23 protein-coding genes and 2 pseudogenes are annotated in these 26,176 nt (G+C 67.0%); 19 read left to right on the forward strand and 6 right to left on the reverse strand.

Translation table 11 applies throughout. The annotated features are described in order from the left end of the window. Positions 1–25: 25 nt before the first annotated feature. The 5 genes and pseudogenes from H537_RS0109865 to H537_RS42125 all read left to right on the forward strand — a co-directional run. A complete protein-coding gene (locus H537_RS0109865) occupies positions 26–1,243 on the forward strand; it encodes an FAD binding domain-containing protein (RefSeq protein ID WP_028997790.1) in 1,218 nt (405 codons plus the stop codon). A gap of 54 nt (positions 1,244–1,297) precedes the next feature. Then, positions 1,298–1,651 carry a DUF485 domain-containing protein gene (locus tag H537_RS0109870; protein WP_028997791.1) on the forward strand — a complete coding sequence of 118 codons (354 nt, stop codon included), beginning with the start codon at positions 1,298–1,300 and terminating at the stop codon, positions 1,649–1,651. After that, positions 1,648–3,297, forward strand: coding sequence for a cation acetate symporter (locus H537_RS0109875; RefSeq protein ID WP_028997792.1), 1,650 nt, complete (start codon positions 1,648–1,650; stop codon positions 3,295–3,297). The genes H537_RS0109870 and H537_RS0109875 overlap by 4 nt, the downstream gene beginning before the upstream one ends. A 203-nt stretch (positions 3,298–3,500) precedes the next feature. After that, on the forward strand, positions 3,501–4,223 hold the full coding sequence (locus H537_RS42120; RefSeq protein WP_051242298.1) for a TetR/AcrR family transcriptional regulator: 723 nt from the start codon (positions 3,501–3,503) through the stop codon (positions 4,221–4,223). Positions 4,224–4,290: 67 nt separating this feature from the next. Further along, positions 4,291–4,888: pseudogene (locus H537_RS42125) on the forward strand (MFS transporter); the annotation flags it as partial. Between the two features lie 644 nt (positions 4,889–5,532). On the opposite strand, the gene H537_RS0109890 reads toward H537_RS42125, so the two are convergent. Beyond that, on the reverse strand, positions 5,533–6,975 hold the full coding sequence (locus H537_RS0109890) for a replication initiation protein (RefSeq protein WP_028997793.1): 1,443 nt from the start codon (positions 6,973–6,975) through the stop codon (positions 5,533–5,535). A gap of 1,996 nt (positions 6,976–8,971) precedes the next feature. On the opposite strand from H537_RS0109890, the gene H537_RS52505 reads away from it, so the two are divergent. Further along, the gene (locus H537_RS52505) at positions 8,972–9,286 is read left to right on the forward strand and encodes a hypothetical protein (RefSeq protein ID WP_156901579.1); all 315 of its coding nucleotides are present in this window, start codon (positions 8,972–8,974) and stop codon (positions 9,284–9,286) included. Between the two features lie 62 nt (positions 9,287–9,348). Next, positions 9,349–9,702, forward strand: a pseudogene (locus tag H537_RS55505) (EamA family transporter); the annotation flags it as partial. A gap of 278 nt (positions 9,703–9,980) precedes the next feature. On the opposite strand, the gene H537_RS0109900 reads toward H537_RS55505, so the two are convergent. Together H537_RS0109900 and H537_RS52510 are read right to left on the reverse strand one after the other, a co-directional pair. After that, positions 9,981–10,145, reverse strand: a complete 165-nt coding sequence (locus H537_RS0109900; RefSeq protein ID WP_156901580.1) for a hypothetical protein — start codon at positions 10,143–10,145, stop codon at positions 9,981–9,983. A 268-nt stretch (positions 10,146–10,413) separates the two neighbouring features. Continuing rightward, a complete protein-coding gene (locus H537_RS52510) occupies positions 10,414–10,587 on the reverse strand; it encodes a hypothetical protein (protein WP_156901581.1) in 174 nt (57 codons plus the stop codon). 673 nt (positions 10,588–11,260) lie between these two features. On the opposite strand from H537_RS52510, the gene H537_RS52515 reads away from it, so the two are divergent. Continuing rightward, positions 11,261–11,407: a hypothetical protein gene (locus H537_RS52515; RefSeq protein WP_156901582.1), complete on the forward strand. Its 147-nt coding sequence runs from the start codon at positions 11,261–11,263 to the stop codon at positions 11,405–11,407. A 525-nt stretch (positions 11,408–11,932) separates the two neighbouring features. Here H537_RS52515 and H537_RS0109915 read toward each other — a convergent pair. From H537_RS0109915 to H537_RS0109925, 3 genes are all read right to left on the reverse strand, one after another. After that, positions 11,933–12,457 (reverse strand): GlcG/HbpS family heme-binding protein, encoded by a 525-nt coding sequence (locus H537_RS0109915; protein WP_028997795.1) that lies wholly within the window; start codon positions 12,455–12,457, stop codon positions 11,933–11,935. A 123-nt stretch (positions 12,458–12,580) separates the two neighbouring features. Then, entirely contained in the window at positions 12,581–13,225 is a 645-nt protein-coding gene (locus H537_RS0109920; protein ID WP_028997796.1) for a response regulator transcription factor, read from the reverse strand. Then, positions 13,222–14,766, reverse strand: a complete 1,545-nt coding sequence (locus H537_RS0109925) for an ATP-binding protein (protein WP_064735939.1) — start codon at positions 14,764–14,766, stop codon at positions 13,222–13,224. Before H537_RS0109925 ends, H537_RS0109920 begins: the two co-directional genes overlap by 4 nt. A gap of 69 nt (positions 14,767–14,835) precedes the next feature. On the opposite strand from H537_RS0109925, the gene H537_RS52520 reads away from it, so the two are divergent. From H537_RS52520 to H537_RS0109995, 11 genes are all read left to right on the forward strand, one after another. Then, positions 14,836–15,294, forward strand: a complete 459-nt coding sequence (locus H537_RS52520) for a cupin domain-containing protein (protein ID WP_156901583.1) — start codon at positions 14,836–14,838, stop codon at positions 15,292–15,294. 376 nt (positions 15,295–15,670) lie between these two features. Continuing rightward, positions 15,671–17,053 carry a hypothetical protein gene (locus H537_RS0109935; RefSeq protein ID WP_028997798.1) on the forward strand — a complete coding sequence of 461 codons (1,383 nt, stop codon included), beginning with the start codon at positions 15,671–15,673 and terminating at the stop codon, positions 17,051–17,053. A 1,167-nt stretch (positions 17,054–18,220) separates the two neighbouring features. Continuing rightward, positions 18,221–19,435 (forward strand): ParA family protein, encoded by a 1,215-nt coding sequence (locus H537_RS42135; RefSeq protein ID WP_051242304.1) that lies wholly within the window; start codon positions 18,221–18,223, stop codon positions 19,433–19,435. Continuing rightward, positions 19,432–20,343, forward strand: a complete 912-nt coding sequence (locus H537_RS0109950) for a ParB/RepB/Spo0J family partition protein (protein WP_028997800.1) — start codon at positions 19,432–19,434, stop codon at positions 20,341–20,343. The genes H537_RS42135 and H537_RS0109950 overlap by 4 nt, the downstream gene beginning before the upstream one ends. A 382-nt stretch (positions 20,344–20,725) precedes the next feature. After that, a complete protein-coding gene (locus H537_RS0109955) occupies positions 20,726–21,541 on the forward strand; it encodes a ParA family protein (RefSeq protein WP_028997801.1) in 816 nt (271 codons plus the stop codon). Further along, entirely contained in the window at positions 21,538–22,476 is a 939-nt protein-coding gene (locus H537_RS42140; protein ID WP_051242308.1) for a ParB/RepB/Spo0J family partition protein, read from the forward strand. The genes H537_RS0109955 and H537_RS42140 overlap by 4 nt, the downstream gene beginning before the upstream one ends. 498 nt (positions 22,477–22,974) lie before the next feature. Next, positions 22,975–23,577, forward strand: a complete 603-nt coding sequence (mobC, locus tag H537_RS0109975) for a plasmid mobilization relaxosome protein MobC (RefSeq protein WP_156901584.1) — start codon at positions 22,975–22,977, stop codon at positions 23,575–23,577. Beyond that, positions 23,537–24,538: a relaxase/mobilization nuclease domain-containing protein gene (locus H537_RS42145; RefSeq protein ID WP_051242310.1), complete on the forward strand. Its 1,002-nt coding sequence runs from the start codon at positions 23,537–23,539 to the stop codon at positions 24,536–24,538. The genes mobC and H537_RS42145 overlap by 41 nt, the downstream gene beginning before the upstream one ends. 229 nt (positions 24,539–24,767) lie before the next feature. Beyond that, a complete protein-coding gene (locus H537_RS0109985; RefSeq protein WP_028997803.1) occupies positions 24,768–25,010 on the forward strand; it encodes a hypothetical protein in 243 nt (80 codons plus the stop codon). A 288-nt stretch (positions 25,011–25,298) separates the two neighbouring features. After that, positions 25,299–25,586, forward strand: a complete 288-nt coding sequence (locus tag H537_RS0109990) for an H-NS histone family protein (RefSeq protein WP_028997804.1) — start codon at positions 25,299–25,301, stop codon at positions 25,584–25,586. 245 nt (positions 25,587–25,831) lie between these two features. Continuing rightward, positions 25,832–26,065 carry a hypothetical protein gene (locus H537_RS0109995; RefSeq protein ID WP_028997805.1) on the forward strand — a complete coding sequence of 78 codons (234 nt, stop codon included), beginning with the start codon at positions 25,832–25,834 and terminating at the stop codon, positions 26,063–26,065. Positions 26,066–26,176: the final 111 nt, after the last annotated feature.

Consider the following 26,176-nt stretch of genomic DNA (forward strand, 5'->3'; position numbering starts at 1 on the left):
CGACATGGCACGACAGGAGACAAGCATGGGCAAGCAACGCAAGGCACTGGTCGTCGGCGGTTCGCTCGGGGGGCTGTTCGCCGCCAACCTGCTGCACCGCGCGGGCTGGGACGTGGAGGTCTACGAGCGCGTGGCCGAGGAGCTCGAAGGGCGGGGCGCCGGCATCGTCACGCACCAGGAGCTGATGGCCGCGCTGGCCGTGGCCGGCGTGAGCGTGGACGACAGCATCGGCGTGGCCGTGCAGGAGCGCGTGACCCTGGCCCGCGACGGCAGCGTGGCCGGACGCCGCGCCATGCCGCAGGTGCTCACCGCCTGGAGCCGGCTGTACCACGTGCTCAAGGTGGCGTTTCCGCGCGAGCGCTACCACAACGGCTTCCAGCTCGAATCGCTGGCGCAGGACGACGACGGCGTCACGGCCTGCTTCAAGGACGGCCGGCGCGTGCGTGCCGACCTGCTGGTGGCGGCGGACGGCATCCGCTCCACGGTGCGGCAGATGCTGCTGCCGCAGGCGCGGCCCGAGTACGCGGGCTACATCGCCTGGCGCGGGCTGGTCGAGGAGTCGGCCCTGAGCGAGCGCACGCTCAAGGAGCTGTTCCCGTATTTCGCCTTCGGCCTGCCGCCGCACGAGCAGATGATTGCCTACCCGGTGGCCGGCAAGGACAACGCCTTCGAGCCCGGCAAGCGCCGCTTCAACTTCGTCTGGTACCGGCCGGCTGCTGAAGCCACCACGCTGCGCGACCTGGTGACCGACGCTTCGGGCAAGGTCTGGCTGGACGGCATCCCGCCGCCGCTCATCCGGCCCGAGATCCTGGAGGACGCCCGCCGCGCGGCACGGCAGGTGCTGGCCCCGCAGTTCGCCGAGGTGGTGGAGAAGACGGAAAACCTCTTCTTCCAGCCCATCTTCGACCTGGAAAGCGCCCGCCTGGCCTTCGGCCGTGTCGCGCTGCTCGGCGACGCCGCCTTCGTGGCCCGGCCCCATTGCGGCATGGGCGTGACCAAGGCCGCCAGCGACGCCGTGGCCCTGGCCAGGGCGTTGCCAGCCCATGCCGACGTGGCCGCCGGCGTGCAGGCCTACAGCAACGAGCGCGCGCCCATCGGCGCAGCCATCGTGCAGCACGCCCGACACCTCGGCGCTTACATGCAGGCTCAACTTCGCGATGAAGGCGAGCGCCGGATGGCCGAGCGCTACCGCACCCCCGAGGCCGTGATGCGGGAGACCGCCTTTGCCCGCGCCTTCAGCTGAACCCGCCACGACGGCGGCAGACCGCCGCCACTGACAGCTACCAGGAGAGAGTTCATGGAACACACCACTGCCCTTCCGGGGCCATGGCCCCGGGCCGCGGCCGACGCCACCTGCGAGCAGCTCGAGCGGGATCCGCGCTTCCAGGCGCTGCTGAGCAGCCGCCGGCGCTTCATCTGGGGACTGACCGCGCTGATGCTGGTTGTCTACTTCGGCTACATCCTCACGCTGGCCTACCGCCCCGATCTGCTGGGCGCGCGGCTCGTTGCATCGCAGCCCATGACCGTGGGCATCCCAATCGGGTTCGGCATGTTCGCCTTCACCTTCGCGCTGGTTGCGGTCTACGTGTACCGCGCCAACTCGGTGTACGACGCGATGATCCGCGACCTTCGCCAGGGAGCCGGCCAATGAAACCCACCGCCCTGACACTCTGTGGCCTGCTCCTGTTGCCGCTGCCCGTGCTGGCGGCCGGCTCGACGGTGGGCCAAGGCCTCAACCTCACGGCCATCGGCATGTTTTCCGTATTCGTGCTGGCCACCCTGCTCATCACCCGCTGGGCGGCTCGCCGCAATCACAGCGTGGAGGACCACTACGCGGCCGGCGGCAAGATCACGGCAATGCAAAACGGCTGGGCGATCGCGGGTGACTACATGTCGGCGGCTTCGCTGCTGGGCATCTCGGCACTGGTGTTCACCAGCGGCTACGACGGCCTGATCTACTCGATCGGCTTCCTCGCCAGCTGGCCGGTCATCCTGTTCCTGATCGCCGAGCCGCTGCGCAACCTGGGCCGCTACACGCTGGCCGACGTGGTGTCCTACCGGCTGCAGCGCACGCCCATCCGGACCTTCTCGGCGTCGAGCTCCATCGTGATCGTGCTGCTCTACCTGGTGTCGCAGATGGTGGGCGCGGGCAAGCTGGTGGAGCTGCTGTTCGGCCTAAGCTACACCACGGCCGTGGTGCTGGTGGGCGTGCTGATGATGGTCTACGTCTTCTTCGGCGGCATGCTGGCCACGACCTGGATCCAGATCATCAAGGCCGCGCTGCTGCTCACGGGATCCGTGTTCATGGCCTACATGGTGATGCAGCGCTTCGGCTTCAGCCTCAACGCCCTGTTCAGCGAGGCGGTGGCAACGCACAAGCTGCATGAAGCCATCATGCGCCCCGGCGGCCTGGTCTCCGACCCCGTGTCGGCGGTATCGCTGGGGATGGCGCTGATCTTCGGCACGGCGGGCCTGCCACACATCCTCATGCGCTTCTTCACCGTGGGCAACGTGCAGGCCGCACGCAAGAGCATCCTGTACGCCACCGGCATCGTGGGCTTCAGCTATGCGCTGATCATCATCATCGGCTTCGGCACCATCGCCCTGGTCGCCAGCGATCCGCACTACCAGACCGGTCAGGGCGCCATCATCGGTGGCGTCAACATGGTCGCGGTGCACCTGGCCCATGCCGTTGGCGGCAACCTCTTCCTCGGCTTCATCTGTGCCGTGGCCTTCTCCACTATCCTGGCCGTCGTGGCGGGGCTGACACTGGCCGGGTCTTCCGCCGTGTCGCACGACCTCTACGTCAACGTGTTGCGCCGGGGCACGGCCACGGAACGCGAGGAGCTCTGGGTCTCCAGGGCCGCGACGGTTGGGCTGGGCGTGCTGGCCATCGTCCTGGGCATCCTGTTCGAGCACCAGACCATCGCCTTCATCGTGAGCCTGACCTTCTCCATCGCGGCAAGCTCCAACTTCCCCGTCCTCGCGCTGTCCATCTACTGGCGCGGACTGACGACGCGCGGCGCCGTGATCGGCGGCAGCCTGGGGCTGGTGAGCGCCGTGACGCTGACCATCCTGAGCCCGACGGTGTGGGTAAAGGTCCTCGGCCACGCGGCGCCCATCTATCCCTACGAGTATCCGGCGCTCTTCTCGATGCTGGTTGCATTCGCCGGGATCTACCTGTTCTCGGTGACGGACAAGTCTCAGCGCGCCAGGAATGAGCAGCGCGCCTACGCCAACCAGCTCGTGGCCAGCGAGCTGGGCATGAAAGCGGCAGCGGCTGCCCACAGCGCCTGACCCTCGCCAACGGCAACGCCCCCAGGTGTTTTGGAAACGCCTGGGGGCGTGACCCGTTGCAGGAATTCCTCCGGTTCCCCAGGCAAGGCCCGGCAGGACAAGTGGGCGCATCGAACCTACAATTTATCGACTGACCGGTAGAGCACGGCACCGGGACGCCTTGTGGTATCGGCGGCAATGGCAGGGATCCAGTGGAGAATGCGATGGACACAAAGGCGGATACGCAACCTCGGCCCAGGCAGCGCCTGCAACCGCAGGAGCGCGAGCAGCAGATCGTCGCCAAGGCCATCGAGCATTTCACCCGCTACGGCTTCTCAGGCAGTACACGGGAGCTTGCCAAGGAACTGGGTGTGACCCAGCCCTTGCTTTATCGCTACTTCGAAAGCAAGGAAGCGCTGATCGACAGGGTCTACAGCGAAGTGTTCAAGTGGCGGCGCGAGTGGGAGCAGCTGATCGCCGACCGCAGCATGGGACTGACCGAGCGCCTGTACGCCTTTTACCTTGACTACGCGTCGGTCATCCTGCGCGAGGAGTGGATCCGGATCTTCATCTTTTCGGGTCTCACGCGCGAGGGGATCAACATCAAGTACCTTGACAAGCTGCGCAGCCGGATCTTCCTTCCGGTACTGGCCGAGGTACGGGCGGAGTTCAACGTTGACGAGCCGCGCGGCGAGGCCGAGCAGGAAGCCGAGATCGAGATGATCTGGAGCCTGCACGCGGCCATCTTCTACCTTGGCGTGCGCAAGTGGGTGTACGGGCTGCCTGTGCCGGAGGATCTCCAGGCCGTCATCGAGCAGAAGGTTGACATGTTCCTGCACGGAGCACCGGCGGCAATGCGCAAGCTGCGCCAGGCGCGCGCCACGGCGCAGCCTCCTGCAGCCAAGCGCGCAGGCGATGGAAAGGCCGGCCGCGCGCGACAGCGTTGACCCTGGAGAGGCCGTTGAGCTTGAGCATGGTGTTTCCCTCCATGGAAGCCGCCACTGCGGCAAAGCAGTGGCCGCGACATCGAACTGCTGCCGCACCGCCCTTGCACTGCTCGCGCTCACCGTCAACGCCTTCGCCATAGGAACGACGGAATTCGTCATCGTCGGCCCCATCCCGACCATCGCCGCCGACCTCCAGGCCAGCCTGCCCTCGGCCGGCCTGCTGGTCAGCCTCTACGCGCTGGGCGTCGCCATCGGCGCGCCCGTGCTCACTGCCCTCACCGGGCGCCTGCCGCGCAAGACGCTGCTGGCGCTGATGGCGCTGTTCACGGCGGGCAACCTGCTCGCGTGGCAGGCGCGGGGCTACGAATCGCTGGTCCTGGCGCGGGTGCTCACCGGGCTGGCGCACGGCGTGTTCTTCTCCATCGGCTCGACCATCGCCACCATGTTCACCGGACTGACGGTGGCGCTGGTCACCGGCGTGCCGCTGGGCACCTTCATCGGCCAGCACTTCGGCTGGCGCGAGACCTTCCTGGCCGTCGCCGCGCTGGGCCTGCTGGCCAGCCTGCGCGCCGTGCCGCGCGGCATCCGGCATGCGCCGCCGGCCTCGCTGCGCAGCCAGGCCCGGGTGCTGGCGCAGCCGCGGCTGCTGCGGGTGTACGCGAAGTCCCCCTTCGCTGATCGCAGAGAAGCATTGACGTCCACCCCGCTCTTCCCGCTGTTTGCGCGGCGAGCGTCAGCGAGAGGGCGGGATGGATGTCAAAACGGTGGCATTACGCAGCTCTCCCGATAGGGAACGCGACTGGCGCAAGCGCAGCCATCCCAGCTTGGGCGGCTTCACGCGGGCGCTAGCCTGATCCAGCGCAAACTGCCTGGGATCGGGAAAGCGTAGGCCCGGCTCCAACCCGCGCAGTGTCTGCTGTAGGAGGTGGATAGGTGTCTCGGCCAGCCAAGCCGTCTCAGGAACGTGGCGCCATTCGGTGAGCCATCGGCACATGGCCACGTAGGGCGAGAACTTCTTCCCCGCCTCGTGCCGGCGGCGCTGCTCGGCAATGGCGGCATTCCAGACCCAGCGGCACGATCAACCGCTCGATACCCGGCCTGGTACGCAACTGGAAGCGAAACGCGTTGAGACCCATGAGGCCCCTTTTCCGGATACCGGCCGCCAACTCGGTGCATTTCGTATTGCGTGAGAAACGACTTGAATGCTGGATGTGGCGCGATCCTTCCTTGCCCTGAGCGACAGAGTTTGCCGCGCAAGCTGATCAGACCCACCTCAGAGATTGCTACCCGGAATTGCGTACGAAGCAGCTCAACCCAGCCCCAGTTCGGCCTGCGTGGATGCGTTCGGCTTCTTGGCCGCCTTCTTCTGCGCGTCGAGCACGTGCTTGCCGAAGGACTGCCGCAACCGTTCGCTGGTCACCAGCTGCTCGTAGGGCACCTGGTCCTTGTCGAGCTGGAGCTGCGCGCGCAGCACCCTGAAGTGGGCCGTGCGCGTGAAGGAGGCCCAGAGATCCGTGCGCTGCCTGGCGTCGCACTTCAGGTACTGCCTGAAGCCCTCCTCGCCAGCGAGCTCGAACTCGCGGCGCAATGCTTCCGTCTGGGGGCCCTCCTCGCTGCTCGCGCGCTTGGCGACGGCACGAGGGGCCTTCGGGACAACGGCAGGAGCCGGCTTCACGACCGCGTCCGCGGCAAGTTCCGCCGTCGGCACAGTCCAGCCCTCCTCCAGCGCCTTCATGAACAGCCGTCCCGGGAACTGAACCTTCTTGCCGCGGCCGTGGTTGGCCATGCGGTGGCGCACGAAGTCGATGGCAGCCTGTAGCCGCTCGGGCGTGTACTTCTCGGAGTTCGCCGTGATGGCCTGGAAATCGACGGCGCCGATGCCGAACTCGCCGCGCAGCGTGTCGTAGATGGTCTTGCGGGCTTCCGTTTGGTGCATTGACTGCACGACCATCGCCCCCTCCTGCTCCCGGAAGACGAAGCGGATGTGGGAGATCTTTTTGGAGCCCGGGACGTTCTTGGTTTCGTACTCGACGTACAGGTCGGAGAGCTCGTTGATCTGCTGAACGGCGACCCCCAGGGCGACGCGGCGGAACTCCTTGAACTCGTCCATGTACTTCGAGTCCTTCGCATCCAGCCAGACGCGCGCCTCCTGCAGCGTCAGCCACTCGGTGGGCGAGCCGCGGTAGGCAATGGACTTGAGCTTCTCGTACAGGGCGTGCGCGAAGCTCGACTTGAAGCTCGACGTCGTGCGCAGCGACAGGAACGTGTAGCCGCGCGGGTCCTTGTGCAGCTTGCGGATGGCCGGGTCGAACTTGAAGTACACGCGGCCGTTGGCAACGCCTACCAGGCCCACCAGCGGGATGGAGACGAATTCCGGATTGCCGCCCTGCCCGTCAGGCCGCTCGCGCATGACGACCACGCTGGTCTTCTGGGTCTCGCGCAGGGACTTGACGAGCTGCTGGTGGTTGCGGCTCGCGTAGTTGATGAGGAACTTGAACAGGTCGACGTCGCAGTCGAACTCCAGCTGCTCCAGCGGCGCGTTGCACGCCAGGTAGTTCATCACGTTGAGACCGCGGCGGGCCAGCACCCCGACCCCGGAGATGTCGACGAAGACGTTGTTCTTCGGAAACGCGATGTCGCTTTCGGCATCGGCGATGGTGGCGGTACGCCCCTTGCGGCCAATGGTCTCCTCGAAGAGAAGCAGCGCGTACTGCTCGCCGACTACGTCCCCGGCAGGCGTGATCTCGGCCATGACACTCAACGGCTCGAAAGTGGTAGTAGGCCGCGAGGCTAGGGACAAAGTGGGAACCGGTCAACAGCAACCATCACTTTGCCCATTGAAACAACACCGGCCTTCAGGCGCAGGCGATGCCGCAGAGGTGTCCCGGCCCCTGGCCGCGGTGACCGGCAGCGCCAGCCGGTATGCCCCGCACACAAGAGCCCACCTTGATGTGGACAACCATGAAAAGCTCAGTGCTGTCAGCCGTTTAACTGCGCGCGCACAGAAAGCACCACCTTGCACAGAAGCACCCACTTTGGTGCACAGAAAGTCCCACTTTCCTTTTCACAGAAGAACCCACCTTGCCCGGTTATCCACCACAGAAGAGCCCACCTTGCCTTCAAATCCGCACAGATACACCCACTTTTCCTCTCGCAAGTCTTTGATTTATAAAGAATTTTTGACCTCTGAAATGCTGGCTTGCTATTAAATATGCTTGCTTGCTACTCGAATCTCGCCTTGCGACAAATGCGGACACTGGACCCGTCATGCGGAGACGGCCCGGTACAGACTGCTTGCACCGAGGATGCGCCTGCAGGTTGAACGGCGACGGCAACTGGCAGGCTGCAGGAATATGGCTGACCAGGAGGAGGGAAGAGTTCCGCGTGGCTGGCAGACGGCAAGATTGGCTGCGCTGAGCCCGCCAGGGCCATAGGCGTGCCGTGCAAACACGCAATCACTGCGCTCAGGGCATGGTCTCGGAAGCCTTTGCCCAGGGCCAAGGTGGGCTTCTCTGTGCGAGAGCAGCTCACAGCCCAGGGGCAAGGTGGGATGTTCGGTGTCCTGGGCGCGCGGTGGCTTTAGCGGTGGTGCCCCGATCACCGGACTCTTCTCTGCACAGTCAGTACCACCTTGCCTTGGCAGGCCCCGTCCACAGGGGGCTGCTCAGGCCAAGGCGTGTACCCAACCGCACCGATCCGGCGCCTGCCGCACATTCAGTACCACTTTGACCGATAGGCGCGGCCCGTCTGTCGAGGAGCGGCCGAGCCTCGGCGTGGGTTTGCCCGCGACTCTCAAGACATGCCGCACAGTCAGTACCACCTTGATAGGCTACACGCACTGCAGCGCTGCCGAGCGCACGCGATCCGGCGGGACGCAGTGTGCTGCACAGTCAGTACCACTTTTCCTCGGGCAACCCCACGCATTGAGGTCCAGCTGAACAAACGGCACGCGCCCGCAGAAGGCTCTCCTGACCCCTGTCGCACAGTTGGTACCACTTTGCTCCGGTCACCGGATCAACGGAGCTTGGCGCGGACAGCTTCGGCTACTCGGGCGGGAGCGCTGTCGAGCGCCTTTCGACCTCTCGTCCTGGGCTTCCGCACATTCAGTACCACTTTGCCCGGCCAGGGATGGCGACTGCCGTACTGCGGTCATTCGCACCGGGGAGGCGTAGCCGGCACGTGAAAACGCTGGTTGCGACCAGTTGCTGTTCTGCCGCTCTTAGAACTGCAATCCAAAGTGGGCGTTTCTGTGCGTCTGGTTATCGAGACCGGTTACCGAGCTCCAAAGTGGGTTCTTCTGTGCTGGAAAGGTCTCACGCCTGTGCTACCAAACGACCCGCGCCTTAGACAGGTGGTTTCATTGGCTGTCGCGCCGGTGCTGGCGAGGCCTGCCGCACAGTTTGTCCCACCTTGCCTCAGGCCGCCTGGCAAGACCTCTCCAGACCGCTCTGAGGCCGGGCCGTTAGGAATACAGGCCCGGCGGCCGCTTCGTGTCCGCTCCTGCCAACACGAAGAAGGGGCTGCCGGGCCTCCAGGAAGGCCGGGGAGCGGGTTTCACTTGAAAAGTCAGGGGAGCGGCACCGGCCAACGCTTTCCCGGGCTTCCTGAGCCCCCTGTGGCGACGCTGGAGGGGTGGATGGTCCAGCAAGGACTGCCGGGGGAGTGTTTGGCTGATTCCGGCGGCAAGGTTGTTAGTTTTCGGTCTGGCGAGACTTGATCTTGATCGCTCTGCAGTGCAGGGTGGTTTCGTGCCCGAAGACCTGCCCCCGCTTCCCGAAACGCCGTCACCCGAACTCCCCAGGCCTTTGCTCCTGGTCTATGTCTGGCGCGGCGACAAGTTCGATGAAATCGGAAGCGGCGAAACGCAGGGCACCGGCCACCCGGTCGGGCTCCATCTTGGCGCGGACAAAAGTGATGGATCGAGCTGCGGGGCCTCGATCCCGCCGTCTATCCCGGCCAGCAACGCTCCGGGCTGGGCGATCCTGAGCCAACTTATCTGGCGTTCTTTGGTGGTGCGTGTGCGGGTCACGTTCAGCACGCCAGCTTTCTCAGTGCGCGCATGACCACTCACGCCGCCTCACGCGCCGATGGCGCGTAGGCGGCGGGAGTGGTCATGGAGCCTCGATTGGAACGGACGACGTGTGGCTGGTTGAACGGCCTGGCCGGTGTATTGGTTTTCAGCGGCTCGCTGCCGGCAACCCGAGGGGCCGTGGCGGACTTCCACCCGGTCTTCCTCACCGGCGCGCGGGCCGTGCTGGCCGCGCTGCTGGGCACCGGCTTGCTGCTCGCAGGGCGCCAGCGCCGCCCGGCCCGGCCCGGCAGGAGCTTGTCCCCCTGGCAGTGGTGGCTTTCGGCTGTGTCGTCGCCTTCCCGCTGTTCACAGCTCTGGCCTTGCAGCGCATCACGGCGGCACCTGCCAGCGTGTTCGTTGGCGCCCTGCCGCTTGGCCACTACCGTCTTTGCGGTGCTTGATGCAGGCCGCCATCGTAGCCTGCGCTGCCCGGTACTGCGTCAGTCCTCAAGTGCTGCGGGCCGCACCCATGCGACCGGAGCCCCGAGCGGAAACAGGGCCCGGAACGGGGGACGTTGCGCTTCAGCGCCGTGTTTCGAGCTGCGTGACCTTGGCCTGTGCCTCGTCGACGTCCCGATGCATCTGCTCAAGGTACCGGCCACGCTCCTCGCCTTGCCATTCGGCCGGCTAGAAGGTATCCAGCGAATGGCGTGCGCTCGCGTGGAGCGTCCCGGTGCGGCGCTTCATCAGCGAGCGGTCGGGAAGGCAGCTGGCCGGAGCAGGAAGGCTTCGACGTCGCGCAGCGTCAGCGGAAAGACCGGCTTGACGTCGCGTACCAGCAGCCTGAACAGCGACAGCCGCAGTTCCTGCGCGCCGGCGGCAACCTCGTCGTTGAAGGTCAACAGCGCCACGGGCCGGCCCCTGGCGTCGTCCATCCCGCCCCGGGACACCATGCCACATTGCAAATGGTGTCGCTGCCGTGGGCAAGGCAGGTGGAGCTTTGGGCCCTGGTGGGGCCCGAACGTCCTGTGTAAATGGATGGTGGCCGCATGCGCGCAGTGCGCGTCACCAGGCATTGCCAAGCCTGGGTGGCTTGAGCTGTCAGCCGAGATGTTGTTGAGTTGACAACAGCCGGTGGCCGCGTGCCGATGCAGCCGACGCACGCACGGGGTTTACTCCTTATGCAGGAAAAGCGCTGCGCAGCTTGCGTCCAACCACCTCGCCACGCGGCCCGCGGGAGGCCTGGGCAAGCACTCCGCGCAGACCGTTCAGCACCTGGGTGAAGACTTCGGCCGCGACCACGGCACCCCGCGGCGCGGTGCGGCTGTAGGCGGAGACTGTGATGGTGGTCATGTGGAGCCTTTTGGAAACTTCAGAACTTCGATGCACTGAAGATTAGGGTTTTCACCCAATCAATGCAATTGAAATCTTGACATGGAACATATTAAGAAAGTGAATAACGCAAGCGTGCGCGTTTGATGTTCCTCCCGGTTTCCGTTCCCAGGACAGGCCTCACCGCCGCTGGCTGGCAAGCCGACGAGAGCGGAGTTCAGTGCACGCTGGGAACGCGCACTGCTTCGCTGCCACAGGTGTCGTGCAGGCCATCGGCTTTAGGTCCTGGCCGGAGGCACACGTGTACTTCGGCCAGATCGGGGCCCTGGCACGTGACGGCCAGCAAGCGCGGTTGGTGATGGACGGGTTGCATCGCGCAAGGCCTTCGAGATGGACGCCGCCGTCATGTCGCTGCAGGTACCGTGGCGCTGCCACTCCCTCCTCGGAGATCGGCGTCAAGCTCGTGCGCATCGCCGCCGAGCAACCGGACCAAGCGCACCGTGCATTGGCAGGCGGTGGCTACTGCGGTGCCGGGGCAGGCAACCGCGGTAGGCTGTTTCCACCCTTGCCCCGCCGTTTGGATGGCCGTGCTCCAGGAGCTCCCCGGCCTCACTGCTGCTCAGCCAGCGTTCGGCAGTGGCTTGGCACCGTTGCGCAGTGCCCATGGCTGGAATTGAACGCAGTGGAGATCCCGATGAACGTCATCACTGTGATGCTGATCGAGGAGCAGTTCGGCACGCTGGTCGCCGCGGCCACGACCGTGCGGGACCAAGCCAAGGCGTGCGCGAGCACATCGCCGATGCCTATGCCTACACCATCGTCAACTGGGCCAACTTCCTGATGATGACGCTGGCGCCCTACCCGGGCCTCAAGGCCTATCTCGCGCGAGTGGCGCAGCGCGCCGCGCGTGCAGGATGCGCTGCGCGCCGAGGGACTGCTGAAGTAGGCGTTGTCCCAATGCACTCGGCACCTGAGTGCGCTGCGGCGGTGCTGTTGCCGGCCCTGCCCCGTGTCGTTGCGGCCGCTTCCATGTGCGCCCACTGCAGGCCTGTCCTTGCCAGCGGCTGGTCGCAGCCTGGGGGGCAGAAGCCCCAGTGCTGCCTTCAGCGTGTCCCCTCAGCCGTGCGGCTCCATTGTTGCGGACGCCCTGCGCGGTACAGCAGCCAGGAGAAGACCCGTGCCGGCCGCACGTCACGCACGCCCCAAAACGGGCTGTGCCCAGGTCAGTGACGACTGCCATGCCTCGCCAGAACGCAGTGACCGGATCGATCACGGGAGACAGCGTGCCGACGGCTGGATCCTTGCCAAGGCAATTCGCCGATGTCTTGCCGGGATGGAAAGACTGTGCCGCCACTTTGGCGTGCGTTCACTGCAGCTGCGTCTTGATCTTCTCCAGGGCCGCCAGCGCGCACTGCTCGTCGAGGTGGCCGCCGGGCGCGCCGCCCACGCCCACGGCGCCGATGACCTCGTTGCCGGCCTTCACCGGCACGCCGCCGCCCAGCAGCAGGAAGCCAGGGATGTTGACGAGATTGGCAGCGCCCGGGTTCTTCTGCGCGCTGTCCATCATCGCCAGCGTGGCGTTCCTGGCCGAGGCGCTCGTGTAGGCCTTGAGGCGGCTGGCTTCGAGCGTGTGGGAACCCGCGGCGTCGGCACGCAGCACGGCGCGCACGCCGCCCGAGCGGTCCACCACGGTGGCAGCCACCGCGTGGCCGTTGGCCTGGCAGGCCGCGACGGCCGCGACGGCGATCTGGCCGGCCAGCTCGGCGGAGAGGGTGCGCTCGGTGCGCACGGCCGGTGCAGGCGGCGCGGACTGGGCGCTGACCAGGCCCGTGGCTGTTGCGAGCGCAGCGGCAGTGAGGGCAAGGCGGGCGATGCGGGCGGGGATGCTCATGTCGGGTGGTCCTGGGCGGGTGTGGTTGCGTTGCGGGCCGGCAGCTCGCCTGCCGTGCCTCGCATTCTTCGCACTCGCTGCGCCGGCCACCATCCGCGCGCCTCGCGCGGTGGCTGCGTAGATCTACGCAGTGCCCGGGGTGCTGCCTGCGGCGTGCGCCTCCACCAGCGCGGCGTAGTGGCGGATGAGCTGCGCCAGCGTCTGCACCTGCAGCTTTTCGCCCAGGTTCGCGCGGTGCGTCTCCACGGTGCGCGAGGACAGCCCCAGCGCGCGCGCAATCTCCTTGCTCGTGAGCCCGGCTACCACCAGGGCCAGCACCTCGCGCTCGCGCGCCGAGAGCTGCGCGTAGCGATCGCGCGCATCGCGCCCGGCGGCCTCGCGAGCGCGGCCCTGCACGTGCGCGCGCACGCCGTTGAGCACCGCCTCCAGCAACGCATCGTCGTCCACGGGCTTCTCCAGGAACTCCGCGGCACCGGCCTTGAAGGCGCGGCGGCACATGTCCACCGTGCCGTGGCCCGTGAGCATGACCACCGGCTGGTCCGCGCCCTGTTCACGCAGCAGCTGCAGCACCGTCATGCCCGACAGGCCGGGCATGCGCACGTCCAGCACGATCACGCTCACCGACTCGCGGTCGAACCCATCGAGGAAGGCCTGCGGGTCGCCCCAGTGCGCCACGCGCAGCCCCACGGTACCGATGAGCAGCGCCAGGCCGGCGCGCACGCCGTCGTCGTCGTCGACCAGGTGGATGAGCGGGGAAACAGGGTTCATGCGGAGATGGTTCCGGACGGATCGGGTGAGGAAGCCGGTGCGAGCGGAAGCTCCAGCACGAACTCGGCGCCGCGCGGCGCGGCGTTGCGCGCGCAGAGGGTCCCGCCCATGGCCTGTGCAAGCGATTCGCACAGCGGCAGCCCCAGGCCCAGGCCACCGCGGCGCGTGGTGAAGAAGGGCTCGAAAAGCCGCGGCAGCGCCTGCGGCGCGATGCCGGGACCATTGTCCCGCACCACGAGCCGCGCCCGGCGCGCGGCGTTGTCGGCCTGCACCTGCAGCACGATGTGGGCAGTCTCGGGCGCAGGCGGCGGCGCGTCCTCCAGCGCCTGCAGCGCGTTGGTGACGAGGTTGTGGACGACCTGCTCCAACGCCACGGGGTCGGCCCACACCGGCGGAGCCTGTCCGGCCACTTCCGCGCGCACGCCACGGCGGCGCAGCTCGGGCGCCAGCAATGCGAGCAGCGCTGCCACCGAGGCTTCCAGCCGCATGGCCTGCGGGGCGGCCGTGGCGTCGGGGCGCTCGACCAGGCGGCGCAGCCGCGCGAGCACGTCTGCCGCGCGGCGGGCCTGAGCAGCGGCGAGCTCCAGGGCCTGGCGCGCGGTGTCGAGGTCCTCGGGTTCGGGCGCCTGGCCCGCGGGCAGCAGCCGCAGCGCGGTGCGCGTGCCCGCGAGCACGGCCGTGAGCGGCTGGTTGACCTCGTGCGCCAGCCCCGCCGCCATGCCCCCGAGCGTGCCCAGCCGCGCTGCCTGCGCCAGCCGCGCGAGCTCGGCGCTGCGCTGGCGCTCCTGCCGGGTGCGCCACCACTGCCACGCGCTGGCCAGGCCCGCGCCGCTGGCCAGGGCCCAAGCCAGCAGCGGGCCCCAAGGCCACTGCGCCGGCCCCGTGTCCTGCTGCAGCCGCAGCTCGAAAGGCTGGCTGGCCGAGGCCAGTGCCTGTGCGAAGGTGAAGCCTGCCGTCAGCCCCGCAGGCCGAGCCGCGGCCGGTGGGCCGGGGTCGAGCACCAGCGTGTGCGGCCCGAGCACGAGGACTGCGCGTGCCGGGCTGCGGCCGTTGCGCAGCGGCCATTCTCCTGGCAACACCAGGTGGTGCGCGTCAATGCGCAACGCTGCGGCGCCGCCACCGCCGCCCACCGCCGGCACCACCAGCGTGTAGCGGCCGACTCGCGCGTCCACGGCCGCGATTTCCGCTGCGCGCCGCAAGCGCGCCTTGTCCTCGGCCGCAGCCAGGGCCGGGTCGTCCCAGGCGCGGCCCGGCTCGCGCCGCAGCACGGCCAGCAGCTGCGGGTACAGCTGCGGCAGCCGCAGCGCCAAATCGTCAGGCGTGCCAGCAGAGGCGGCCGGCAGCAGCGCCAGCGTCGCCAGGATGGCGTCGTGCTGCGCCGCGCGCTGGCTCAGCAGCCGGTGTGCGACGCGGGCGCCGTCCTGGAAGGCTTCGCGGCGCTGCGCGATGTCCCAGCGCACCAGGACGGCACCGCCAGCCAGCCCCAGTGCGAGCCAGATCGGCAGCCACAAAGGCACGGGAGGCAGGCGCAGCGCAGGCATGGGGCCGAATTCTGGCGGAGCGTTGCGTGCCGCCAAGCTGGCGCTTCACGATGGGCGCGCTGCGCAGTCATGAACACCCGCTGCCTGCCGCAGCCCGGACGGCTCCTGCACCCGGAAAGCGCAGAACCAAGGCTGTTGTGCTTTGCGTCGAGCTTCCGTGCGGGGAGCCCGATCCTTCGGGCCTCAATCTGCAACCGGCTCGACCAGAACAAACAAGCGCTATTGAGGCCATCAGCAGCCGAAGCCGCAGGCACAGCGGCTATCAAGTGCGATCCCTGCGCCGTGCGCAGACGCGCCCGCATGCGCCGAGGCAAGAAGCCGGAGTTCACAACCGAGGCCGGCGCCAGCAGCTTCATCTACGTCCCGTCCTGCGTGCTTCACCAGAAGATCAACACCAGCTCTACCGATGGGCGCGAACGCATGCCAGTGCGCAGCGGCGGCCAGGCTGTGGTGTTCACCTCGACATTGAGCCGGTCGCGCCGCCTGGAGGCAGGCCTTGGGTCGATCCTGTTCACGGGGCTGAACTGAGATCGTGGCAAAGAAAGTTGTCATGGCAACGAGATTTTCACGCGCTGGCCAAGCGCATGCTGCCCACTCGCTGCACAGGCGAGCCAGCCGCCGGTCTGCAACCCGGGCCTTCCAATCCACTCCCTTAGGCTTGCGCAAGATTAGGGGTGTTCCCAGCTAGCGCACGCCGCAGCTTGGCGCCGCTGGCGACACTGCTTTCAATGCGAGTCAGGGCGCGACCCTCCCCTGCCGACGGCAGGGCGCTCGCCGCTCATGCGAGGAGTTCGCCATGCCATCTCCCATCGGCGCTTCGGGAACCTCCGGCGCAAGCTATCCCCAGGACTTGGCCGATTGGCAGGCCGCCTTCCCGGCCAGTGTCGCGTCGATGAACACCGTGATGCAGGACGGCGTGGTCATCGAGTCCACAGCCGCGGCCTACCAGTGCGGCAGCGATCCGGAAATCGATGCCCAGGTTTGCAGTGGCGGCGTGGCCAACGCGGATGCCGGGATCATCGAGATCCACGACCGCGAATCCCCTGCCGACGTGGCGCGCCGTACGGGGCAGACCAACGGCTGGACGCTCGAGAGCTTCACGCGCTGGTGGAACCTGAGTCACTACACCAGCAAGGGCCTGCCGATCCCGCCGGCCACGCCCGAATCGCAACGGCAGATTGCCAATGCCTTCCTGCAGCAGCAGGCCTCGGATTCCACGCAGGTGCTGCACAGTTGGAACACGACGGACAACGCCGCCCGGATCGGCAACGCCATTGGCCTGGGAACGGTGGCCGCGGCCACCAGCTTCCTGCCTGCGGGCTTGTTCATCGACAACCCGGCGCTGCTGGCCAAGGGACTCGTCGCGTCGGAAGTGGCCCCGATGCTGACCAGCTCGGGCGGGCCTGACGGCGGCATGGGCTCGGTCATCGGCGTCATGGCCGGGCTGGCCGCGCCGGCACTGGAAACAAGGGCGGCAGGCGCCGCCGTGCCTGCCGCAGCCGGTTCGCTGGAAAACCGGGCCCTGGCAAGCGCTGAGAATGCGCTGGTGCAGCAAGGCGAAATCCGGGCGGCCAAGGTTGGAGCCGACACCGGCGCCAAGGCGCCTGCTGCCGCCCCACAGCCCTCTGGCGTGGTGGTCGATGCGAAGGCCTACCAGGTTGCGCCGGGCCGGGACGGGCGGCTGCAGGCCCTGGGCATGGAGCCTGGTCAGGCCCGCGTCGTTGCCCGCGCCAGCGACGGCATGGGCGCGGACTTCGAAGTGGTCACAGGTGGTGCTGCCCGCTCTGGCGTGCAATCCGGAGAGCTCATGGCTCGGCCGACGAGCAACCCGGCGATCCGCACTGAGCCCTCGGTGGCAGTCGATCCTTCGGCCTACCGGGCGCCTTCAGTCATTTTCGATCCCCCAGGCGGAGATGCCCCGCGGCTGATCACGGCCATCGACAACCAGGCCTATTACCGATCAACCGGTAGCGTGGTAAGTACCGACAGCGCAGGCATCGAGCACGTCAAGGAGGCCGGGCAGTTCTACCGGACGCTGGGCGCGCAGGAGCCAGCCGTGCCTGATCTTCGACTGCAACCGGGCTGGCTCATCAAGGGTGAAGGGCTGACCAGCAGCGGCTTCATGCCCCGGCCGGTCGTCATGCCCGGTGGCCTGACGTTCGAGCCGCAGATGCGGCTGACGACACCGGCCCAGCTCAATGCCTGGCTCGAAGGCCAAGGCGTGCCGGCGGTGGGCGATGCAGCGCCGCTTGTGCGTGACGCGATCCAGCGACTGGGTCCGCGCTAGGGTGCGACAACAAGTCTGGGAAAACGAGTGCCGGCCACATGCCACCGCCACGGGACGACACTCAAGATTCAGCAGGCGGCTCGTCAACCTCGGAAGGCAACGGCATTTCACGGCATGGCTGGCCGTTGCGCTTTAGGCGCCCTTGCCCCCACCCCGCTTCCCAGGCGTCGGCCTCTGCGGTGCCAGGGCGGTAAGGACATCCGTACTTGTCCAGCTCTCCGGCCGCGAATCCTTCGAGCCAGGCGGTCCGAGCTTCTTGTGTCATGTCTTGGCCGCACTCCTCGCCCTGCCGGGCTCCCTGGGACCCAGCATACGGCTCGTGAGCCTCACACGCCGTGGACGACGAACCCAGGCAACACACTCCTTGCGGGGGCCTTCCCCTGGAGCAGGTGTGGCTGAACAGCATCCCGCTCGACGTCAACGCTGCATATGACCAAGCATCCAGGCCGATGGTGCCGGCACGCGCTTGGCCAGACTCTGCGAGGCCACACATGAAGGCCTCGGCCATGACCAGCCGGCCCATGCGTGGGTGCTCCAGCATGTCGCGCGTGTGCGTGGCCAGGCCGCTGGCGTGGATGTAGAGCCGGGTGTCGCCCGCGGGCAGCATGAAGGCGCCATGGAGCCGGTGGGCTCACCACGTTGTCGCGTGGCCAGGGCAGCAACGGGCCGCTCCTTGAACAGGCGCCTTGAAGTCGAGGACGGCCACACGTTCCATCACAGGAGCTCCTGCACGTTCGCGCCGCCCAGTGTGCCCGGGTGTGCTCGCCAGTTGGCCGCCGTGCGGTGCCACGGGCATCGCGGGCAGCAGCAGGCTTGCGTCGTCGCACTCGTCGGTGTCGATCAGGCTCACGCCGGCCTGGATGGCCGCCGCGCGTGGCACGCCGCGCAGTACCTCCAGGCATTGCACTGCCGCCCGCATTCGTCCATCCAGCTGCTGCTCTGGCGATTTCACAAGCTCGAAACGACCCCACTCCACGACGCAGGCCACCACCGGGCGGCTTGCGTCGCGCGCTGCAAGCCCGCCTGGCTCCTTCCATCCGGCCGCGCCCCCCGCACACCGAGGTGATGAAGCCTGTGTGTTTTAGGCAGCAGTCGCAATCAATTTTCTTTGGAAAAGCATGCCTGTTATCTACACTGCGCCCAAATGAACCACACGACATCAAAATAATGACTTCCAGAGGCACCATCAAGCTCAAGCTCGCGCAGGAGTTCTGCCGCTGGTCCGGGGCGTCCACCACGTTCAGGACCCTGGTCCCGCCGCGTCCCGGTGATGGCGAGAAGGAGAGCTACCACAACACCTATCGTGCCATCGACATCCGGCACGCCCGGCTACGGCTGATGGACGTGTTCGAGGAGCCCACCCGGGCGCGCACCATCCCGCCGATCATCAATGTCCGCATGGCCAAGGGCGGAACCGGCAAGACCACCGTCGCCGCCAACCTGGCGGCCTGCATCGCCATGCAGGGCCACCGCGTCCTGATGATCGACGCGGACCCGCAGGCTTCGCTCACGACGATGTGGGGCATCGACTGGGCGGTGGAAGACATCACCCACATCGGCCACCTGCTCCAGGCCAACGAATCCAAGACAGACAAGCTCACCCGCGAGGAACTGGAAGGTGCGATCCGGCCCATCTACTCGGACGGGATGCTGGACCTGATCGCCTCGGACATCACGCTCACCGACATCGACACGTGGCTCACGTCCGTGATGGGGCGCGAGCTGCTGGTGGCCAAGCTGCTCAACGCGCACGTGGACGTCTTCAGCCGCTACGACGCCATCATCATCGACGGCGCGCCCGGCACCACGCAGCTGTCCAACGCCCTCGCCTATGCCGCGCCGCACCTGCTGGCCGTCGTGATGCTGGACGGCCAATCGATCAAGGCCATGGAAGTGCTGGCCGCGAACATGCAGGAGATGCACGAGGCGTTTCCGGACCGGCCGTTCGACGTGCGCATCGTTGCCAACAAGTTCTCGTCGCAGATCACAGCCTGCCGCGATGCGCTGGAGACGCTGCGCGCGGCCTACCCCGGCAAGCTGGATTCGAACATCATTCCCACCGCGGCCGGCTTCCTGCGGCAGGTTTCCCTGGTGAACGAGGAGGACAGCGGCCCGGTGATCGAGCGCGAGCCCAGCAGCCCGGCCGCCCGGGCAATGGTCGACCTCTCGCGCTCCGTGATCGGCGCCTACGACATCCAGCTCGCCGGGCTCACGCCGGTAGTCATGCCGCGCCGGCAAGGCGGCTCATCGGCCGTGCGGGCCGCGATGAAGAAGGCCGCCCAGCCGGAGCCGGACGAGCCGGCCGCGCAGCCAGACCCACGTGGCCGCGCCTCGAAGAAGCAGCAAGCGGGTGACGCCGCCACTGCCAAGGAGCGCGCATGACCGCGGAAGTTCGCATCAAGAAGCGCTCGGGCCTGCTGGGGCAGCCGCCCAAGGACTTCGAGGCCGCGGGCAAGCGCCTGCCCAGCTTCGACTTCGCGCAGCCCAAGGCGGCCGCAGGTGCGGGCACGCCGGTGCTGCTGTGGATCAGCGAGATCCAGCCGAGCCCCTACCAGACCACCGAGCTGGATCCGGCCAAGGTCGCGGAGCTGGCGGAAAACCTCAAATCCAATCCGCTGTCCACGCCGATCTCGTACCGCGTGCGGGAGGACGGCAAGCCTGAAGTCCTGGCCGGGCGGCACCGCATCGCGGCCTACGAGCTGCTCGGCCGTGCGCAGATCGAGGCCGTGCAGCGCCAGGCCGACGATGACGAGGCCGAGCGCATCGTCTTCTACGACAACCTGCTGGCGCCGTCGCTTACCGACTACCAGAAGTACCTCGGCTTCGCCCGGCGCAAGGCGTCCAAGGGCATGACGGGCGAGCAACTGGCGCAGGAAGCCGGCATCAGCGCCGCGCTGGTGTCCAGACTGCTGACCTATGCCGACCTGCCTGAGCCGATCCATCAGGTGCTGCGCGCGCATCCCGGCGCCATTGGTGCGAACGCCACCACGCCGCTGGCGCAGATCGCTAGCGTCAATGCGGCACTGGCCACCCAGGCGGTCGAGCGGATTGCTGCCGGCGAGATGGGTCAGAAGCAGGCGCTGGCCTGGGCCAAGGCCGAGCTGAGCACCAAGCGCAAGGCGCCGGTACAGACGGTCAAGGTCTCCATCCGTGCAGGCAAGCTCCGGTACGCGGAACTCTCACGCCGCTCCAACTTGGTGGCCATCTCGTTTGCCAGCGAGGAAGAGGCCGAGGCGCTGTACGCAGCCATCGAATCGCTGCTGAAGGAAAGAGCAGGTGGGTCCAAGTAGGGCACGACACGGGGCTTGGTGCGGTCCGGTGGTGTCTGAAGCCGGGCCGCAGCAGTCGCGTGGCAAGGAAGGGGCAGGGCTTTTGGGCACTGCATCGCCTGTGCGGCGGTCGCGCTGGCGTAGCGGCACGGGAAATCTTTTCGCCGTGTCCTGGCTAACACGCACTGAACGAGCGTGCGAGGTTGATACTATCAATCTCAACAAAATCAAAGACTTAGAGAGGGTGTGTATTGCGGCCACGCCGCAGGCTGCCTCGGACGCGCCAAAGTCGCCGTGCAAGACACGGCAGGCACGTATTGAAAGCAGCCCTCATCAACCAACTGGGACGACGCACGGGCCTGCCTGAAGACCTGCAGTTGTTCCTTGGCTCGAAAGGGCGCCCATGAAGATCCTCGCTGTCGCAGTGCGCAAGGGTGGCGTTGGCAAGTCAGCGCTTTCGTTCATGGAGGCTCGCCATCTGGCCTGGAGTGGGCTGCGTGTCCTGGCCATCGACATCGACGACCAGGGCCACCTGTCCAAGCCGATCCGGCGCTCGGGCAAGGCGGTGGTGGCCGACCTCACGGCGGACAGGCTGTTCACCGACCCCGAGGCCGCAGTTCCCGTGGCGCCGTTCGTGCTGGTGCCCGCCGGCCCCGGGCTCGCGAAGCTGGAGCGGCAGCATGAGAACCGCAACGCCTTTGCCAACAATTTCCGCTCGGCCCTGCGGCGTGCGAGCGCGAGCTTCGATGTGTGCGTGATCGACACGCCGCCCGGCGTGGACATCCGCTTGGTGGCCGCGCTCGTGTCGGCAAGCCATGTGCTGTCACCCATCCAGCTCAGCGACCAGTCCATCGGGGGCATCGTCCAATTGCTCAAGGACCCGCAGGTCGGCATCGAGCGCATCAAGGAACGGCTCAATCCCGAGCTGACCTTCCTGGGCATCCTGCCCAACATGGTGGAGCGCAATCCGAACCAGGCCAAAGGAATGAGCGACCTGCTGGGCAATCCCGGGTACTTCTCGCGGCTGTTCTCGCTGGTGGATGAGCCCAAGAGCGCAGCGGACATCTGCCGGATCCCGAAGCGCGAAGTGATCCGGGAGTGCCACACGGAAGGGCTGCTGCCGCATGAGTGGAAAGACAAGACAGCGGCACGGGATGTGTGGAAGGAACTGCGCCCAGTGCTGGACCGCATCGGCGTGCGCATGGGGGTGATGGCATGAGACGGACTGCAAGTCTCGATCTGTCGTTCGACCTGGACGCAGCTCTCGAAGGGCCGCGAGTCCCGGACGGCAAGCCGCTGCTGCTCGATCCCCGGACCGTCCGCGCCAGCCGCTGGGTCAACCGTCACGAGACCTCGTTCGAGGACGCGGACTTCGAGGAACTGAAAACGGAGATTCAGGGCGCCGGCGGCAACGTGCAGCCCATCAAGGTCCGGCCGCTCAAGGAACCAGCCGGCGAGGCGCGCTACGAGATCGTCTTCGGGCACCGGCGCCACCGGGCCTGTCTGGAACTCGGAGTGGAAGTGGCCGCAGTGGTCGAGGAGGTGGGCGACCAGCAGCTGTGGGCACAGATGGAGCGCGAGAACCGCGCCAGAGCCAATCTCTCGGCCTGGGAGCAGGGAATGATGTACGTGCGGGCGCTGGAGTCCGGGCTGTTTCCTTCCATGCTGGCGCTGGCGCGGGCCATCGGCCGCAGTCAGGGTGACGTGTCCAATGCCATCGCCATCGCCCGGCTGCCGACCGAGGTCGTCGCAGCCTTCGGTTCGCCGCGCGAGATCCGCTTCAGTGACGCCAAGGCACTGAAGGACGCCGTGGCGCAGGCGCCGGAGGCGGTCATGGAGGCGGCCAAGGAACTGGCGGGGGGCGATTTGATGCCAGCGTCCCAGGTTCTGAAGCGGCTTACGGACGCCGCCCTGGAGGGGGTTCGATCATCGAACCCCCCTGCTCAGGCTGGCGCAGCAGGCGCTGCCAAGCCCGGCAAGGGGCAGGCACAAAAGTCCAAGTCGGTGGCTTCTGAGCGACGTTTCAAGGCTGGCGGCTGTCCAGTGGTGATCGCGGATGATGGCCATGGCGCCGTGGTCAGGTTTGCCCCCAACGCGTTGCCGCGCGAGCGGTGGGCCGAGCTGGAGAAGGCGGTGAAGAAGCTGCTTGGCTGAACCAGGGGTCAGTCAAGTGGTGCTCTCTGCCCGCGAGAACGGTTCTGCACTGCGAGCGCCACGGCTGTCAGCGCCGGGGCTAGGTCATCTGAGCCGTGGTGCCGCCATCGACTCTCAACATTTCAAAACGGCCCTTCGCAAGGGCACCGGCGCCACGCGGTTCAACGGCCACCGTACCGACATGGCTAACTGGCATCGGCGTGCGAAGCAGCCATGCCGGCAAGAAAGCCCTTTCCAGGCCGATGGGTGGCTCGGGCGACAACGTCCGTGCCGCGGCTGTTTCAGTGCATCTGGTGCGACGCGATGCAAGCCGGCGTAACGCTCCAACAGCACGTAAATCAAACAAGGCAGGATAGGCTGTCCGCCGTATTTGGTGTGCGCTGCGCTTGACCCTTACGGAGCCACCGCCATGACCGACCTGCCCGCCTTGCTGCCTGCCTCATTCCCCTTGGCGACCCAGGGCACCCGGCTCGTGTGCGCCGACGAGTGGGCAGCGCCATGACGACACCCCGCAAGCGCGAAACGCTCACGGTCGATGTGCGGGGCCTGAAAGTGCGGATGGCTGAAGCGAGCAGCGGCCAGCCCGGCCCATGGGTGCGCTCCCTCATCGAGGCCGCCCTGCAGGCGCCCGGCCGGCCGTCCACCCGTGTCTCTCCACGGCGGCCTCATGACGACGGAGCCAAGCTGACAGTCTGGCTCTCGTCCCTTGAGCGCCAGGCGCTGGTGGAGGGTGCGCTGGCCGAAGGCCTGTCCCAAGCCGAGTACGTGGGGCGTCTGGCCACGAGCCGCAACGCCGGCGATGCCTTCATTGGTCATGAGGCGCTGAAGCGGCTTGCCGAGTCGAACCTTCAGCTGGTGAAAATCGGGGTCAACCTGAACCAGATCGCTCGCTCGCTCAACGCCATGGGGCAGGGCGCTCCCGGGGAGTTCAAGGCCCAGGACCGCGATCGCATCGAGGCGGCCGCGCGGGCCGCGCTCGATCATGTCGCGCTGGTGGCCAGTCTCATCGACCACCTGGAAGTCACACGGCGCAAGGCAGGGCGCCGGCGGAGGGCAGAGCATGCCGACGATCACCAGCACGCCCAGGGGCCCCGCGGTTGACGGCGTCCTGCTGCAGTGGGGAGCAGTGCTGTTCGAAAACGCGCCGCAGCGATTCAAGGGCGCGAAGGACCCGTATCCAAACCTGAAGCTGGGAAGCCGCAACGCCGGCGAGATCCGCGACGAGATCCGGGCGCTGACACGGTGCGACCCCCAGGTCATGGTAAAGATCTTGAGCGACCAGAAAAGCATGGGTGAGGTGCGCAAGGTGCTCAAGTACGTCAGCCAGGACTACATGCTGCCTCTGCAGGACGAGCAGGGCGACGTCTACGAGGGAGCGGCTGCCACGATGGGCCTTGGCGAGCAGTTCAAGTATGCGAGCTGCACCGTCCCGGAGAAAGACGGCAAGTGGCGCGAAACCTTCCACATGGAAGCCGGCATGTGCCGTGGCACGGTGGACGCGGCCACGCTGCAGGCGTCCGTGCGGGCGTTTGCAGAAGCCGAGTTTCCGGGCCACAAGTACGCGTGGGCCTTCCACGCCCATCAGGAGCACCCGCACGTCCATCTGGTCGTGCGAACCGTCAACAGCGACTTCAAGCGGCTCAACCCCCGCAAGGCCGACCTGCACCGCTGGCGCGAGACGTTCGCGGCCGAACTGCGGCAGCGCGGCGTCGAGGCCCGGGCGACACGCCGTGCGACGCGGGGTGCGACAAAGGCCAGCACTGTTCAATGGGAAGACAAGGCTGCCGAACAAGGGCGCCTGCGCAAGCGCCGCGGCAGCGACGTCGCCTTGCGTGAAGACACGATGCTCGCTGCCCTCACAGCCTGGAAGCACGTTCACAACGCGCTGGCCAAGTCAGACGATCCGCGGGACCAGCAGCTCGCGCGCGACATCAAGGCCTACTTGGCGCGCACGCCGATGGCGCAGCACCTGGCTGAATCTCGACGAGAGCGGCAAACCCGGCAGGCCGAAGTCCAGCCGGTCAGGCAGGAGCCGACGCGCCCGCAGCGCCGGTCACGTTGAGGCGACGACGTGGGATCCATCGCGAGGCGGGGACTCGATAGGAAGGGTCGGATATGCGTGCAGGATGCCGGGATCGCTGTAGCGCAGTGGGATCCAAGAAGCACACCTCGACCAACAATGCCAACTTCCGAATCTGGCGAATAAGCTGAGTGCGTCGAGAACAGATCTGCCGGGACTACGATGGTCCCAGCCACTTCGCGTGGAGCGCTACCGAGAAAGCGGAGCAGAGATGGATAAGCGCAGACAGCAGTTCATGCTTGCCTTCGTGGCGTACATGAACTTGCGCCACATCGAGGACGAAGAACTGCGGCGCAGGCTGCTTGCCGACATGAACCGCAAGGTCGACGAGATGGTCGCGAGGGGAGACTCCATTCCGGAGATTACTCCGCAGAGGCTGATCGCGCTGGAGCTGGAGCGGCAAGCCATGGAGGAACGCGCACCCGAGCGGGAGGGGCCAGAGATCAGCTTTTAGGGATGGGGACAAGCGGCGGCTCGCAGAGGTGCATGCGAGGTGGCCGCGTGCAGCACACGCGCCAACTGCTTCAATGCCGGGCAAGGTCCGCGGCCAGCATTCCTAACTTGCCGGCCTGGAAGCCGCACCGTGATCGGGTACCAGTTTGGTCAGCCGGCGAAGCAAGACAGAAGGTCGGATCAGTTAGCTGCATGGCACTGTAAGCCGATTGCGTGCCGCCAATAGCGGGCCACAATTCGTGCATTTTGCATTGCGCCTAAAAATCCGAAAGCACCCTCCCGCACGTACATGGCCGATGACGTCCCGACCGGCTGGGTCAAGCCGGTGGCCAAGCCCACGCCCGAATCCTTGAGGGCCCGCATTGCCGAACTGCGCACCGAACTGGCCGAGGCCGAGAGCCAGTTGCGCGAGATGGAAGAGGGCGCCCGGCTGGAGGCGCTGGTGAAGGTGCGCAACCTCATGCGGGCGTTCGAGTTGACGCCGACCGACCTGGGGCTGGTGCCGACACCGAAGCGCCGCGGCCGACCGCGCAAGACTGCTACGGGACAGGAGCAACTGCGCCTGCCTGCCATCTAGGCAAGTGCCCGGTACGCGCCACCTCGACGTGGCAGGCCGGCCAGGTGCTGACTGCCGCCTGGACGCGACGTCCATGCGCCGGCACTCCTGTCCTGCTCTCGAGCGGCACAGCAGCAGTGACAAAAGGCCTGGCTCAGCAGGGAGCCTGTAGATCGGGGCCGCCACAGAATGCGCCTGTTGCCTTGGCGATGCTGCACTGCACAATCGTTTTGTCCTGGAGTCCGAGGGGAGGCCATGCAGAGACCGTGCGTGCCATCGCGCTCATTGAGCGGGCAGTGGAGCTTGCCGATGCGCGGTTCCCCGGCGATGCCCTGAAAGAGGCTTGTCGCTTCGCGTCACGGGAGGAGCGGCTGGCTGTCCTGTGCATCGTGCAGTCACGCCCGGCGCTGTTCGGTCACCGTGCAACGCCGCACCAGGTGATCGCCGCCCTGCGCGAGATGGTGTGCAGCGGTCCTGTCCGGCTACTGGCAAGTGCCTAGCGAGTCCGGCAGGCCCTTGCGCCATAGTTTGTTTGTCGCCCTACCACGGGCAGCTACTGGCAGAGGAACGCATGTACACCCGCATCCTCTTTCCCACCGACGGCTCTGAGG

It is taken from the genome of Azohydromonas australica DSM 1124 (genome assembly GCF_000430725.1).
Taxonomy (GTDB): Bacteria; Pseudomonadota; Gammaproteobacteria; order Burkholderiales; family Burkholderiaceae_C; genus Azohydromonas; species Azohydromonas australica.

What these genes read in the sequence shown, in the direction of transcription:
- H537_RS0109865 (WP_028997790.1), top strand. Translation starts at nt 26, where the DNA reads ATGGGCAAGCAACGCAAGGCACTGGTCGTCGGCGGTTCGCTCGGGGGG.
- H537_RS0109870 (WP_028997791.1), top strand. Translation starts at nt 1,298, where the DNA reads ATGGAACACACCACTGCCCTTCCGGGGCCATGGCCCCGGGCCGCGGCC.
- H537_RS0109875 (WP_028997792.1), top strand. Translation starts at nt 1,648, where the DNA reads ATGAAACCCACCGCCCTGACACTCTGTGGCCTGCTCCTGTTGCCGCTG.
- H537_RS42120 (WP_051242298.1), top strand. Translation starts at nt 3,501, where the DNA reads ATGGACACAAAGGCGGATACGCAACCTCGGCCCAGGCAGCGCCTGCAA.
- H537_RS0109890 (WP_028997793.1), bottom strand. Translation starts at nt 6,975, where the DNA reads ATGGCCGAGATCACGCCTGCCGGGGACGTAGTCGGCGAGCAGTACGCG.
- H537_RS52510 (WP_156901581.1), bottom strand. Translation starts at nt 10,587, where the DNA reads ATGACCACCATCACAGTCTCCGCCTACAGCCGCACCGCGCCGCGGGGT.
- H537_RS52515 (WP_156901582.1), top strand. Translation starts at nt 11,261, where the DNA reads ATGAACGTCATCACTGTGATGCTGATCGAGGAGCAGTTCGGCACGCTG.
- H537_RS0109915 (WP_028997795.1), bottom strand. Translation starts at nt 12,457, where the DNA reads ATGAGCATCCCCGCCCGCATCGCCCGCCTTGCCCTCACTGCCGCTGCG.
- H537_RS0109920 (WP_028997796.1), bottom strand. Translation starts at nt 13,225, where the DNA reads ATGAACCCTGTTTCCCCGCTCATCCACCTGGTCGACGACGACGACGGC.
- H537_RS0109925 (WP_064735939.1), bottom strand. Translation starts at nt 14,766, where the DNA reads ATGCCTGCGCTGCGCCTGCCTCCCGTGCCTTTGTGGCTGCCGATCTGG.
- H537_RS52520 (WP_156901583.1), top strand. Translation starts at nt 14,836, where the DNA reads ATGAACACCCGCTGCCTGCCGCAGCCCGGACGGCTCCTGCACCCGGAA.
- H537_RS0109935 (WP_028997798.1), top strand. Translation starts at nt 15,671, where the DNA reads ATGCAGGACGGCGTGGTCATCGAGTCCACAGCCGCGGCCTACCAGTGC.
- H537_RS42135 (WP_051242304.1), top strand. Translation starts at nt 18,221, where the DNA reads ATGACTTCCAGAGGCACCATCAAGCTCAAGCTCGCGCAGGAGTTCTGC.
- H537_RS0109950 (WP_028997800.1), top strand. Translation starts at nt 19,432, where the DNA reads ATGACCGCGGAAGTTCGCATCAAGAAGCGCTCGGGCCTGCTGGGGCAG.
- H537_RS0109955 (WP_028997801.1), top strand. Translation starts at nt 20,726, where the DNA reads ATGAAGATCCTCGCTGTCGCAGTGCGCAAGGGTGGCGTTGGCAAGTCA.
- H537_RS42140 (WP_051242308.1), top strand. Translation starts at nt 21,538, where the DNA reads ATGAGACGGACTGCAAGTCTCGATCTGTCGTTCGACCTGGACGCAGCT.
- mobC (WP_156901584.1), top strand. Translation starts at nt 22,975, where the DNA reads ATGACGACACCCCGCAAGCGCGAAACGCTCACGGTCGATGTGCGGGGC.
- H537_RS42145 (WP_051242310.1), top strand. Translation starts at nt 23,537, where the DNA reads ATGCCGACGATCACCAGCACGCCCAGGGGCCCCGCGGTTGACGGCGTC.
- H537_RS0109985 (WP_028997803.1), top strand. Translation starts at nt 24,768, where the DNA reads ATGGATAAGCGCAGACAGCAGTTCATGCTTGCCTTCGTGGCGTACATG.
- H537_RS0109990 (WP_028997804.1), top strand. Translation starts at nt 25,299, where the DNA reads ATGGCCGATGACGTCCCGACCGGCTGGGTCAAGCCGGTGGCCAAGCCC.